12 protein-coding genes are annotated in these 13,377 nt (G+C 63.4%); 11 read left to right on the top strand and 1 reads right to left on the bottom strand.

Annotation, left to right across the window (positions count from 1 at the left end; translation table 11 throughout):
* Positions 1-33: 33 nt before the first annotated feature.
* The 8 genes from ABIE52_RS28775 (at position 34) to ABIE52_RS28740 (ending at position 9,848) form a co-directional block, all read left to right on the top strand.
* Complete coding sequence (locus tag ABIE52_RS28775; protein WP_020970528.1) at positions 34-951, top strand: LysR family transcriptional regulator; 918 nt, start codon at positions 34-36, stop codon at positions 949-951.
* 139 nt (positions 952-1,090) lie between these two features.
* On the top strand, positions 1,091-2,467 hold the full coding sequence (locus ABIE52_RS28770; protein ID WP_162113742.1) for an MFS transporter: 1,377 nt from the start codon (positions 1,091-1,093) through the stop codon (positions 2,465-2,467).
* 63 nt (positions 2,468-2,530) lie between these two features.
* On the top strand, positions 2,531-3,412 hold the full coding sequence (locus ABIE52_RS28765) for a shikimate dehydrogenase (RefSeq protein WP_192712258.1): 882 nt from the start codon (positions 2,531-2,533) through the stop codon (positions 3,410-3,412).
* A 44-nt stretch (positions 3,413-3,456) separates the two neighbouring features.
* A complete protein-coding gene (locus tag ABIE52_RS28760) occupies positions 3,457-5,409 on the top strand; it encodes an oxidoreductase (protein ID WP_192712359.1) in 1,953 nt (650 codons plus the stop codon).
* The gene (locus tag ABIE52_RS28755) at positions 5,406-6,230 is read left to right on the top strand and encodes an aldo/keto reductase (protein ID WP_064443835.1); all 825 of its coding nucleotides are present in this window, start codon (positions 5,406-5,408) and stop codon (positions 6,228-6,230) included. The genes ABIE52_RS28760 and ABIE52_RS28755 overlap by 4 nt, the downstream gene beginning before the upstream one ends.
* The gene (locus ABIE52_RS28750; protein ID WP_007733574.1) at positions 6,230-7,324 is read left to right on the top strand and encodes a Gfo/Idh/MocA family protein; all 1,095 of its coding nucleotides are present in this window, start codon (positions 6,230-6,232) and stop codon (positions 7,322-7,324) included. The genes ABIE52_RS28755 and ABIE52_RS28750 overlap by 1 nt, the downstream gene beginning before the upstream one ends.
* The gene (locus ABIE52_RS28745; protein ID WP_007733576.1) at positions 7,321-9,048 is read left to right on the top strand and encodes an FAD-dependent oxidoreductase; all 1,728 of its coding nucleotides are present in this window, start codon (positions 7,321-7,323) and stop codon (positions 9,046-9,048) included. The genes ABIE52_RS28750 and ABIE52_RS28745 overlap by 4 nt, the downstream gene beginning before the upstream one ends.
* A complete protein-coding gene (locus ABIE52_RS28740) occupies positions 9,045-9,848 on the top strand; it encodes a sugar phosphate isomerase/epimerase family protein (protein ID WP_007733578.1) in 804 nt (267 codons plus the stop codon). The genes ABIE52_RS28745 and ABIE52_RS28740 overlap by 4 nt, the downstream gene beginning before the upstream one ends.
* Positions 9,849-9,902: 54 nt before the next feature.
* Here the strand turns inward: ABIE52_RS28740 and ABIE52_RS28735 are convergent, their stop codons facing one another.
* A complete protein-coding gene (locus ABIE52_RS28735; RefSeq protein WP_003940571.1) occupies positions 9,903-10,991 on the bottom strand; it encodes a 3-deoxy-7-phosphoheptulonate synthase in 1,089 nt (362 codons plus the stop codon).
* A gap of 373 nt (positions 10,992-11,364) precedes the next feature.
* Between ABIE52_RS28735 and ABIE52_RS28730 the strand changes: the two genes are divergently transcribed.
* The 3 genes from ABIE52_RS28730 to ABIE52_RS28720 all read left to right on the top strand — a co-directional run bounded on the left by ABIE52_RS28730 (position 11,365) and on the right by ABIE52_RS28720 (position 13,368).
* Positions 11,365-12,414 carry an ABC transporter substrate-binding protein gene (locus tag ABIE52_RS28730; protein ID WP_039973352.1) on the top strand — a complete coding sequence of 350 codons (1,050 nt, stop codon included), beginning with the start codon at positions 11,365-11,367 and terminating at the stop codon, positions 12,412-12,414.
* 166 nt (positions 12,415-12,580) lie between these two features.
* Positions 12,581-12,871 (top strand): CD225/dispanin family protein, encoded by a 291-nt coding sequence (locus tag ABIE52_RS28725; RefSeq protein ID WP_007733582.1) that lies wholly within the window; start codon positions 12,581-12,583, stop codon positions 12,869-12,871.
* A gap of 50 nt (positions 12,872-12,921) precedes the next feature.
* Entirely contained in the window at positions 12,922-13,368 is a 447-nt protein-coding gene (locus ABIE52_RS28720; RefSeq protein WP_003940294.1) for a DUF2752 domain-containing protein, read from the top strand.
* The last annotated feature ends 9 nt before the right edge of the window (positions 13,369-13,377 follow it).

Here is a 13,377-nt window from a genome sequence, read left to right as displayed (position 1 = left end):
GTTGTCAACGTCAAATACCTGGAGGCCTTGGCGATGGAAACCCGCTGGTTGCACGCGTTTGTCGCGGTTGCGGAAGAACTTCACTTCGGGCGGGCCGCATCACGGCTCCAGATGGCCCAGTCGCCGCTCAGCCAGATGATCCGAAAGCTCGAAAAGGACATCGGCGTCAAGTTGTTCGAACGAAGCACTCGCAGCGTCGCACTCACATCCGGCGGACATGCCTTTCTCCCCCACGCCTATCGCGTCATCGAGAACATGGAGACGGCACGACACGCTACGCGTGCGTCGTCGGGAGGCGTCTACGGACGAGTCACAATCGGGTTCACCGGAGTGCTCAACTATCAAGCACTTCCGCCACTGACACGCGCGTTGCGTCAGCGTTATCCGGAAGTCGAACTGACACTCCTCGGCCGGATCATGACGCGCGACGCGGTCATCCAACTCGAGAGCGGCGCCCTCGATCTCGCCTTCGTCGGACTACCCGTGGAATCCGCATCACTGTCTACCCGGCTCATCCGACGAGAGGCATTCGGCGCTGTGCTTCCGATCGACCATCCCCTCGCAGAGAGAGACGCGATCGACCTCCGCGAATTGGCCGACGACGGATTCGTGACCACCCCGCTCTCGGCCGGCTCGGCCCTCCAGGAAACCGCGATGCGCGCCTGCATGAACGCAGACTTCAGGCCTCGCGTGGTTCAGGAGATCACCGATCCGTACATGATCCTGATGCTCGTTGCCGCCGGCGTCGGTGTAGCGCTGATGACGTCCGGTATGGCTGCTATCACCCCACCTGGCAGTGTGTTCGTCCCACTCACCGGCGAGCCGACGTTCATGAATCACGGAATTGCCTGGTCACCGCGGCACATGACCGATGCGCTCGCCGTCGCATTGGAGACATCCGAGGAAATTCTGCCGACGCCGGAGATTGAGACCAAAAACGTCATTATCTGAGACTCATTTAGTGTTGGACGCGCCATAGTCCTTCGTGGCACTGTCGTCTCAGCCGCCGAAAGGTGAGGGACGTCACCGATGCGTGGTGCATCTCCAAACGTGCCGCCACGGCCGGCCCATCGGGACGAAAGGACTTCACATGGCACCTCCGATCACCTCCACCGGATCCACGAACTCGACCGAGGAACATCCGAATGCGAACGCGCGCCGCGCCGCCGTTTCGGGCTTCCTCGGCAGCACCCTCGAGTACTACGACTTCTTCATCTACGGCTCCGCGGCCGCGCTGGTGTTCCCCAAGATCTTCTTCCCCGGCGGCGGATCAACGGCAACCCTGCTCTCGATCAGCACCTTAGGTGTCGCCTACGTCGCCCGCCCGCTCGGCGCGGTGCTTTGGGGACACCTCGGCGATCGGTACGGACGCAAGAACGCGCTTCTCGCCTGCCTGCTCCTCATGGGTGTTGCGACGGTCATCGTCGGTTGCCTGCCGACCTACGACCAGATCGGCATCGCCGCGCCGATCATTCTCGTCTTGCTTCGCCTTCTTCAAGGGCTCTCTGCGGGCGGTGAATCACCCGGCTCTTCGGCACTGACGCTCGAACACGCACCTGATCACCGTCGTTCGTTCTTCACCTCGTTCACCATGAGCGGGATCATGTTCGGCATCGTCGTCTCCAGCCTGGTATTCATCCCAGTGGCGAGCCTGCCCGACGAAGACCTCTACTCGTGGGGTTGGCGAGTTCCCTTCTGGCTCAGCATCATCGTGACCGTCGTCGCGCTGTGGCTACGTCGCGCCCTGGATGAGCCGGAGGTATTCGAGGAACTCAAGGAACAGGACGAGACGGCCGGAATTCCCGTCGTCGAGATGTTCCGCTCGCACTGGCGCACCGTGATCCGCATCAGCATGAGCTCGACCTTCGCGATGATCAACACCATCGTCAACGTCTTCGCTCTGGCGTACGCCGTCGAATCCGGCTTCGAACGCTCCACGATGCTGTGGGCTATCGCGACCGCCAATTTTGTTGCCGTACTGACTCAGCCGCTGTTCGGCATCCTCTCGGATCGCTACGGACGCAAGCCCATTTTCGTCGTCGGCGCGATCGGAGCCGGCCTGATGATCTTCGTCTTCTTCCATTCGATCGGAACCCAAAGCGTTCCCATGGTCTTCGCTTCGGGAATCGTCATGATCGGAATCTTCTACGCGATGCCCAACGGCACGTACCCGGCGTACTTCCCGGAGCAGTTTCCCGCGAAGGTCCGATACACCGGAATGGCCGTCAGCCTCATGCTCGGACTCCTTGTTGCCGGCTTCACACCGGCTATCGCTCAGGCGATTTCAGCCGGAGACAAGAGCAACTGGACACCGGTTGCCTGGATGTGCCTGGGCTTCGCCGTCGTCTCCGCCATCGCGGCAATGACCGGACCGGAAACGTACCGCACGCCCACAGCTGAACTGGGCCAACCGAAGCCGAGCCTGCTAATCAAGCAGGACTCGGAGCTCACCAGCAACAACGCTTGACCGGACCGGCCCCTCGCGCTGAATTGCCGCGAGGGGCCGTCCCCACTTATGCAGGAGAATGTCATGACTACCGAATTCACACGTCACCGAATCGGCCTTGTCGGAGCCGGGATCTCGACTTCCCTCTCGCCGGCGCTGCATTCGCACGAAGCATCAGCACTCGGACTCGACGATTACAGCTACGAACTGGTAGACCTCGAGAACCTGACGGTCTCGGTCGAAAAGACCGGCGAGGTGGTGCGGAGCGCCGTCGCAGCCGGCTTCACCGGACTGAACATCACCCATCCGTGCAAGCAGGTTGTCGTGGACGCACTCGACGAACTGTCCGACAATGCCCGACTGCTCGGTGCTGTCAACACGGTGGTCGTCCACAACGGCCGTTTGATCGGCCACAACACAGACCACAGCGGATTCCTCACAGCACTGCAGCGCGGTTTGCCCGACGCCGCCTTGGACCGAGTGGTGCTTGCCGGGGCAGGAGGGGCGGGTTCCGCTGTGGCATACGCACTCGCCGCCGCCGGCACCACGGATCTTCGCATCGCAGATATTGATCCCGCTCGCGCTGCCGATGTGTGTTCTCGCGTCGCCTCGGCCTTCCCTGGCACGCGCACAACGGCTTTGGCGATCGATGAGATCGCCGTCAACCTGACTACGTGCGACGGCGTCGTCAACGCATCTCTGATCGGGATGGTCGGCCATCCCGGAACTCCGTTCGACCCCGCGGCGCTCCACGCGGGCTTGTGGGTCGCGGACATCGTCTATCGGCCGATGCGCACCGAATTGCTCGACGCTGCAATTACTCTCGGATGTCGAGTCCTCGACGGTGGCCAGATGCTGGTGGCTCAAGCCTCTGACACCTTCACACTCCTGACGGGTGTCGAAGCCGATACGGATCGCATGCGCAGCCATCTGAGCGAGCTGCTCTCCGAGACGGCACGCGCATGAGCACAACCGAACACCTACTTTCTCGCGAAGTACCAGGAGCACTGATGAACGTGACTGCGCCGTTCGCCGAACCTCTCGACATGGGCAGCGTCCGCCTCCGGAACCGGTTCGTGTCCGCCCCGATGGAACGCAACTACTGCGAAGTCGACGGCACCATGACGGACGAGTACATCGCGTACCTCGCCCGCCGCGCCGAAGGTGGTGCTGCACTGATCTTCACCGAAGCGAGCTACGTGCGTGCCGACGGCAAGGGACGCATCCGGCAGATGGGCGTCGACGTCGACGAACGGATTCCCGGCATCAAGAAGATGGCCGACGCGATCCACGCTCACGGCGCCCTCGTCGGAGTCGAACTCAACCACGGTGGACGTACGGCGCAAGGTTCTGTCAGCGGGTTTGTTCCCGTTGCCCCGACACCGATTCCGTGTTTGGTTGTCGGCGGCGAGATGCCAGAACAACTCGACGGCGACGACATCGAGCACATCATCGAATGTTTCGGTGAAGCCGCGGCACGCTGCCAGCAGGCCGGCGTCGACGTCATCTCCCTGCACGGTGGCCACGGGTATCTGATCCACCAGTTCCTCTCCCCTGCTTACAATCACCGCGACGACGAGTGGGCCGACCCCACCTTGTTCGTCAACAAGGTCATCGCCTCCGTCCACGAGCACGCACCGGGAATCACTCTGGGACTCCGATTCTCAGCCTTCGAAGGCATCGACGGCGGACTCGACGCCGAGATGACTCGCGCTCGCGTCGGCGCCATCGACACCGACCGACTCGATTTCCTCGACGTCTCGGCCGGCAACTACGAAGCGGGACAGTGGATCATCCAGCCCGGTGAATGGTCGCGCGGTCTCCTCGCGCCGTACTCCGAGCAGTACCAGCGCGACTTCGACATCCCGGTGGGAGTGGCCGGACGCATCACGTCGCCGGAGATCGCTGCGCGGATCATCGAATCCGGGCAGGCGAACTTCGTCAGCATGGCTCGTACGCTGCACGCAGATCCGGACTTCCCGAATCGTGCCATCGACGGTGGCCGGTACCGCCCTTGCATTGCCTGCAACTACTGCATCGACAGCCTGGCCGCCGGCCCCATTCCCTGCTCCGTCAACCCGTGGGTCGGCCGCGAATTGGATCAGCCTACAAAGCCGGCTGATGCCACCGTGCGGGTCGCCGTCATCGGTGCCGGGCCGTCGGGAATGGCCGCTGCCCGCGACCTCGCACTTGCCGGTCACCGCGTCGACCTGTACGACGAGCGACCCAGCCTCGGTGGCGACTTCGCTCTGGCATCGAAGCTTCACGAGTATCCCGAATATGGACGGATCGTGGACTGGTACGCCGCGGAACTGGCTGAACTCGGGGTCCACTGCCACACCTCGACCCGGGTAGATGCTGCTTTGCTCTCCGGTGTCGATTTCGACGCCATAGTTCTTGCCGCCGGCGGCGTCGGCCCCGTGGTCGATCTCCCCGGAGCAGCTACCCGTACCGTTCGCGACGTCCGCGAATTCCTCGTCTCCAGCGATCCGACTCCTGCCGCTGTCACCATCTTCGGCGCCGACCGTGAAGCTGCGGCCGTCGCCGACGATCTCCTTCAGAAGGGCACCCAGGTCGTGATGATCGGCCCGCAGGAAACCATCGCGCACGACGTCGGACGCCGCGGAAAGATCGTGCTGCTGCCGCGCCTGGCCGCAAGTGAGAACCTCACGACCTACCTCAGCTCGATCGTCACCACAGTCGCCGCTGACCGCGTCACGATTTCGACGGCCGGTGTGCTGAGCGAGGTCGATGCTCCCGGCGAACTGCTGATCTCGCAAGGCGTCGAGCCGCGTTCGGAACTTCTTGCCGAACTCCGTTCACTGGCACCACGACTCGGAGTACATACCGTCGGCGACGCGAGCGGTGACGGCGGGTCCATCCATGCCGCACTCGTGACCGCAGCCGACGTTGCCGTCGCGATCACCGCCGCCGCTGCGGCACGTCAGGAGGTTCACGCATGACCACACAGGCAGCCACACCCGTGGCAACTGCATTGCCACCCATTGGACTCGGAACCTGGCCCCTGGTCGGTGCCGACGCCACGAACTCGGTTCTCTCCGGCATCGAGGCCGGATACCGGCTCGTCGACACCGCCGCGATCTACGGCAACGAGGGCGCCGTCGGTGTGGCGCTGGCGGAATCAGGTGTGCCGCGAGAAGAACTGTTCGTCACCACCAAACTTCGTGGCAACGACCAGGTTTCCGGCGACATTCGGGGCGCCCTCGAGCAGAGTCTGGAACTACTGGGACTCGACCAGCTGGATCTGTTCCTGATCCACTGGCCACTCCCGCGAATCGATCGCTATGTCGCGTCGTTCGAGTCGATGCTGGCCTGCCGCGACGCCGGACTGGTTCGGTACGTGGGTGTGTCGAACTTCCTGGAGCTCCACCTGCGCCGCGTCGTCGCCGAAACCGGCGAGGCACCGGCAGTCAACCAGATTCAGATGGACCCGTCGCTCGCTCGGATCCCGGTTCGCCGCGCCAACGACGAACTTGGCATCTTCACGCAGTCGTGGAGTCCGCTCGGCCGGGGTGACGTGCTCGACAACGCCGTTGTGAGCGAGATCGCCGGTCGAATCGGTTGCACACCAGCTCAAGTGGTCCTCGCTTGGCACGTCGCGCAGGGTGTGGTTCCGGTCGCGCGATCAGCGAACCCGACGCGTCAGGCCGAGAACCTGGCAGCACTCGACGTCACCCTATCCGGCGAGGACATCGAAGCACTGAACAGTCTCGACCGCGGCGAGTCTGCAGCGCGGGACGTCGAAGCAGAGGAACATTTCTGATGACGTTGAAAGTCGGAATCGTCGGCTGCGGCAAGATCGCCGGCAACCATGCCCGCGCGCTGCAACAAGTCCCCGGTGTCGAGGTGATCGGCTGCTGCGATCCCGATCTCGGACGCGCCCAGGAGTTCGCGGCAGCGCACGGCATTCCCGCAGCCGTGAGTTCAGTGGAGCAACTTCTCGCCCTCGGACTCGACGCCTGCACCGTTTGCACGCCGCACCCGGTACATGAAGAGGTAGTCGTGGCCGCTGCCGAAGCGGGTGTACATGTTTTGTGCGAGAAGCCCATCGCAGTCGATGTTGCTGCCGCCGACCGCATGATCGAGGCCGCCGACCGCGCCGGTATCACGTTCGGGGTGCTCTTCCAACGCCGATTCTGGCCGGCAGCACGTCGGATCCGCGACGCCATCGACGACGGGCGGATCGGACTACCCATGCTCGGTGAGGCGTCGGTGATCCTGCACCGCCCGTCTAGTTACTACTCGGCCGATGCGTGGCGCGGACGCTGGGACACCGACGGCGGTGGCGTGCTCATGACACAGGCCGTGCACCAGATCGACATGCTGGCCTGGTTCATGGGCGAGGCCGTCTCGGTCAGCGGCTTCATCCGCACCCACACCCACGGTGAGCACATCGAGACCGAAGACAGCGCGTCAGCTGTGATCTCCTTTGCCTCGGGCGGCACCGCCACCGTCACCGCGACTACCGGTGCCAATCACAATCTGGGTAACCGCGTGACGGTGATCGGGCGCACCGGCGCCATTGCCAGCGTCCTCGAATTTCCTGAAGGGCACGAGGGTGTCAACGAAATCTGGACCGTGCCGGGCGAAGTCGAGTTCCGGTCGCCGTACTCCGCCGACATCGACGCCAATCTCGATGTGGGAGCGGTCAATGCGGCACTGACCGACTTCCACACCCTGCAGGTTCAGGACTTCGCCGACGCGGTCCTGACCGGGCGCGAACCCGCCGTCACCGGTCGAGACGCGCGCGCGTCACTTGCCATCATCGCCGCAATCTACGAATCGTCACGAACGGGCAAGGTTGTCGAGCTGACATCGACACCGACCCTCGCAACAACTGCCAAGGAGCAGAAATGAGTAGCAGTACCCCCCTCACCTACGACGTGGTTGTCGTGGGCTCCGGCGCAGGCGGGCTTTCCACAGCAATTGCCGCAGCACATGGCGGCGCGTCGGTACTCGTTGTCGAGAAGGCCGACACCTGCGGCGGCGCAACGGCCTGGTCGGGCGGGTGGATGTGGACCCCACGCAACATGTTTGCCATCGCCGACGGGGTTGTCGAGGATCGTTCGGCGCCGCGGACGTATCTGGAAAACCGACTCGGCGACAACTTCGACGCCGCCAAGGTCGATGCACTCCTCGACGGCGCCCCGGAGATGGTCGAGTTCTTCGAACGCACGACTGCTCTGAAGTTCGTGCCCGGAGCCAAGATCGCCGATATTCACGGTGACACACCGGGCGCCGGCACGGGTCACCGTTCCGTCGGACCGAAACCGGTGAGTCTGCGAAAGCTCGGACCAGATGTCGCGGCGCTACTGCGTCGGCAGCTGTACGAAACGTCGTTCCTCGGTATGGGCATCATGGCCGGGCCCGACCTGCAGGCTTTCCTGCACTCGACCCGCTCACCAAAAGCCTTTGTGCACTGTGGTGTTCGGGTGACTAAGCACATGTTCGATCTCGCCACCAAGCGTCGTGGCCAGCAACTCGTCAACGGCACCGCGCTTGTCGGCATGATGCTGCGCTCGGCACTCGATCTGGGCGTCGAGTTTCGGGTGAAGACGTCCGCGACCGCGTTGCAGACCGATGACGACGGCCGCGTTGTCGGCGTCCGCCTCGAAGGTCCGGATGGCGCGTACTCGGTAACTGCCACGCGCGGCGTCGTACTAGCCACCGGCGGCTTCGCCCAGGACATCGACCGCCGACGTGAACTGTTCCCCCGTACCCCCACCGGAAACGAGCACTGGTCACTCACTCCGAAGACAACCACCGGCGACGGCATCACCCTCGGCGAATCCGTGGGCGGCCGACTCGACCGCACCCTCGCCTCCCCCGTCGCGTACTGCCCCGTCTCCATCGTTCGCTACCGCAACGGCAAGGAAGGTGTGTTCCCGCACATCCTCGATCGCGGAAAGCCCGGTGTCATCGGAGTTCTCGCGAACGGCAAGCGGTTTGTCAACGAAGCACTCGGCTATCACGACTACACACTCGCGATGGTCGAGCAGGTTCCCGAGGGCGAAGAGGTGTGCTCGTGGTTGATTGCCGATCAACAGTATGTGCGATACCTCCCGCTGGGCATGGCGAAGCCCTTGCCGATCCCGATCCAGCCGTACCTGCGCTCGGGGTACCTCACGCGTGGGCGCACTCTTCGGGACTTGGCCGAGAAGATCGGCGTCGACCCCGTGCAGTTGGAGAAAACCGTCGCAGCTTTCAATATCGGGGCCGTGGCCGGTGAAGACCCCGAGTTCGGTCGCGGTACAACACCGTTCAACCGAGGTTCCGGAGATGCTTCCAATCCGTGGCCGAACCCGTCGCTCGCGCCCTTGCAGAAGGGTCCGTACTACGCGGTGAAAGTCGTGCCAGGGAGTTTCGGCACCTTCGCCGGACTGGTCACGGACTCGTCGTCGCATGTGCTCGACGACAACGACCGCCCCATCGAGGGGTTGCTCGCCGTCGGCGTCGATCAGGCGAGCGTGATGGGCGGGCACTACCCGTCCGGGGGCATCAACCTCGGACCGGCCATGACATTCGGTTACCTGGCCGGCCGGGAACTGGCCGGAGCCGAGACAGTTGGAGCGCACGCATGACACTCTCACTCGGACTGGCAGCCCTCACAGTGCTCGACACCGCACCGATGCAGCACGTCGACTTAGCTGAAAAGCACGGCTTCGACACCATCGGTATCCGTCTGATGCCCGCGGCACCAGGTACGACGGCCTACCCTCTGCACGAGGACAAGCAGTCGTTGGACGAACTGGTGCGTCGACTGGGCGATTCACCGGTCGAGGTATTCGACCTCGAAATCATCCGTCTTGCAGCCGACTTCGACCCCACCGACTACGCTCCGCTGCTCGAAGCCGGAGCACAGCTCGGAGCCAAAGCCGTTCTGGTGGGCGGCGACGACCGCGACCGCGCTCGGCTCACGGACTCCTATGCCCGCCTCGCTGAACTGTGCGCGAACTACGGCATCGTCGCTTCCCTCGAGTTCATGCCGTGGACTGCGGTGCCCGATGCACGTGCGGCCATCGAGATCGTCTCGGCGGCAGACGGTCCGGCTCGTAGCGTCCTGGTCGACGCATTGCACACCGACCGCTCGGCGACAACGCTCGAGGATCTTGCGTCCATCCCGCGCGAGTGGTTGCACTACGCCCAGATGTGCGACGGTTCGACCCCCGCTCCCACTGGGGACGCAGAGCTGATCCGTCAGGCCCGCGAGGAGCGTCTGGTGCCCGGCACCGGCGGCATAGCCCTGGCCGACATCTGGTCGACTTTGCCTGCCGGACTGCCGGTCAGCATCGAACTGCCCAACGAGCCACTGCGCCGCGCCGTCGGCACCGACGCCTGGCTGGAGCACCTGGTCGAGGCCACGCGAGAAGTGTTGGCCTAGCGGCCCTGTGCGCCTTTTTGGTAGTTGGCGCTACCAAATAGGCGCACGGGGGCGTCAGCCCCTCCGAGCCGCAACGGCCTGCGCCAGACGATCCAACTGCGCTGCGGTGGTGGACCAGTCGATGCACGCGTCGGTGATCGACTGGCCGTAGGTGAGCTCGTCCGCCTTGCCCAAGGTCAGGTCCTGACGGCCGGCCTCGATGAAACTCTCCAACATGACGCCGGCGATTCCCTGCTCGCCCTCGGTCAGACGTCGGGCAATGTCGTCGAGCACGATGACCTGACGCTCATGGTCCTTGCTGCTGTTACCGTGGCTCGCGTCGATGACCACGCGCTCGGGCAGGTTCGACTTACGCAGGCGGGCAAGGGTGTCCGCGACTGTCTCGGCATCGTAGTTCGGTCCGTCGCTACCGCCACGAAGAATGACATGGCAGTCGGGGTTGCCCGCGGTACGGATCAAGGCAGCCTGGCCGTCGAGGTCCGTTCCGGGGAACACGTGGCTCGCTGCCGCGGCGCGGGTGCCGTCGACGGCTACCTGCACATCACCTTCGGTGGAGTTCTTGATACCGACGGGCATGGACAGCGCGCTGCACAGCTGACGGTGAACCTGACTGGCGGCGGTCCGGGCGCCGATCGCACCGTAGCTGACCAGGTCGGCAATGTACTGAGGCATGATCGGATCAAGGAACTCGCAGCCGACAGGCAGGCCCAGGCTCGACACGTCGAGAAGCAACTTGCGGCCGATACCGAGCCCGGTGTTGATGTCGAACGTGCCGTCGAGGTGGGGGTCGTTGAGCAGGCCCTTCCACCCGAGTGTGGTGCGCGGCTTTTCGAAGTAGACGCGCATGACGATGTGCAGATCGTCCCGCAGTTCTTCGGCCTTGGCGGCCAACCGGCGGGCGTAGTCCATCGCCGCTTCCGGATCGTGCACAGAGCACGGACCGACTACGACGATCAAACGATCGTCGTCACCGTTGAGGATGTTGATGGTGTCGGCCCGACCGGTGCGCACAGTGGCGGCCGCGACCTCGTCCGGAGCGTGCTGAGCACGAACAGTCGCCGGTGACACGAGCGGACTGATACTCACAGTGCGCTGATCGTCGAGGCTGTCCGAAGCTGCGGTGGTGTCGATGGTGACAGTCATGGGGTTTTCGGTTTCCTGTTCTCAGGCCGACCCCAGAGATGAAGAGAAACTCCAGCGAGCCGGTCTGTAGTCCGGCTCTTGGGTGGAGGTTGTCAGCGCGTGGTTACGCCGGCAGGCCCACCCGGGGCCGGCCTGCTAAACCAGAAATAGACGCGCTGCATGTCGGCCACGATACCTCGAGTTCGGATCAGATGGGCGCGCCCCTCCACAACGAGCCGAATCCGAGGGGAGAGTCCCGTGGCACGAGCCCGTGACGAATGGCCAAATCCGCTGAGCGATTGGCGCTTTCGAGCAAGGCTGCGGCTACGGAATTCGAATACGTTGGTCAGGCACCTGCCAATGCCCGGAACATCAGATGGAGCTGCGCCTTCTCATGCCTGTGATCGAATCGACCGAAACCTTCCACCCGACGGTGTCCCCTTTTGCGACCGATACCCCCTTGCAGTCGACAAGAGATGTGGACGGCGAGTTCACCCGTCTGATCGATTCCTTGACACGACGCGGATTCCTGGCCGGTGCGGCGGCGCTCGGTGCACTAGGCGCACTCTCTGCATGTTCGAGCGAATCCAGCGGCACCGAAGCCTCCGACGAGTGGGTCGACATCGTCGTCGCGGACCAGGCCTACCGCCTCCCGCGGGACCCCAAGCGCGTCGTGGTACTCGAAGCTCGAGGCGCCCTCGATTTTGCACTACTTGCCGAGTACCCGATCGTCGCGACCAATTGGGATCCGAAGTCTCAACTCATGCGCCAGGTACCCGCCGGCGCGGCTCGCCTCGGTGGGACGAACAACGAACCGAATGCCGAATCGATACTGAGCCACGACCCCGATCTTTTGGTCGTCGGGAAAGGCTGGTGGGATTACTACCAGGACAAGGGCCTGCTCGGCACTGACATCGCACCGGTGCTCGTCGTCGACGAGGGCACGACGAGCTCGTCGTGGAAGCAGGCCATGACCGCGCAGCTCACGGCTCTCGATCGCCGCGAAGTCGCCGAACGCGTCATCGCCCGATACAACGCCGAACTTGCGCAAGCGCGGGCCAAGATCGGTGGTCTCCTCGAAGGCAAGTCGATTGCGATCGCCGGCGCAGACAGCGGTCAGATCTGGCTGCAGAACAACACGTTCGCCGTCTCGGTTGCGCAGGACCTCGGCTTGAACGTCTTGACCGACGCTGCCCATGCCGCACCTGATCGGAAGGATTCGACTTTCTACAGCCTCGAGGAGCTTGCGATCTTCGACCAGGCCGACTTCGTCTTGCTACAGAACCCCGACGCTGTGGAAGCCGAGTCGCCCACGTGGAAACGAGTCCGCGCTGTCCAGGACGGCCATGTCGGGCATCTGCGATATGACCTCAACAACGGCCTCGCTCTGACTGCGATGGCCCTGGCCGCTGATATCGCCGAGCAGGTACAGGTCATGCGCTGACGTCTTCGGGATCGCCTTCCGAATCAGAAATCAACCGGATTCTCTGTCATACGAACAGTCGATACTGACTCACTCGGAAACGGATTATGTTGTCACCTGCCCGTGCTCTTCGCACGTCAGAGGGTGTTTCTCCGAACGCCCTGTTTCTCCGAACGCTAGGTGACCAATGACGCAGAACCCGTACTACGGCCAGCAACAACCGGTCGGCCCTCCGCCGGACAACAATCTGGTCTGGGCGATTCTCGTGACAGTGTTCTGCTGCCTCCCGCTCGGCATCGTCTCGATCGTCAAATCAAGCCAGGTCAACACTTTGTGGGCGCAAGGTCAGTTCGACGCTGCGCAAAAATCAGCTGACGATGCCAAGAAGTTCGCCTTGTGGTCAGTCGGCGCAGGTGTTGCCGTCGCTGTTCTGTACTTCCTTTTTGTCGTCGTCCTTGCCGGATCGAGTTCCCTGTGACCGCCGACGCCGACCGGCGACACTGATCGACGGCCAAACACCGAACTGCAATGACACCGAATTGTGGTGACACCGAGAACGATGACATATCACGACTCGCCGCACTGAAGGCGCCAGCGGCAGTTGCGTTCACGGCAATTGCGCTGTGCGCCTTCATCTCCTGGAGTGACCCCACCACACCTGGTGGGGTCATTCCCGTTTGTCCGACCAAAGCGCTGTTCAACGTCAATTGTCCCGGTTGCGGTAGCACTCGGATGGTGTACAGCCTCATCCACGGCGATTTCGGTGCAGCGATGCGTTTCAATGCCTTTGGCCTCGTGATGCTGCTTGCACTGGCGTTCACGTACGTCTCGTGGACGACCGCCCGCACCCGTGGAAGACCCGTCGTGCTCTGGCATCAGTTGCGCTGGTCACCGGCTGTGATCTTGACACTCGTGTTGATCTGGACGACGGTCCGCATAGCCCCGATCCCGATATTTGCCGGTCTCCGCGTCTAGGCCGGATCT

Origin of the sequence: Rhodococcus sp. OAS809 (assembly GCF_040546695.1) — a bacterium.
GTDB lineage: Bacteria > Actinomycetota > Actinomycetes > Mycobacteriales > Mycobacteriaceae > Rhodococcus_F > Rhodococcus_F qingshengii.
Note: the sequence above shows the minus strand (reverse complement) of the source record. Positions and strands in the feature narration are given on the sequence as shown.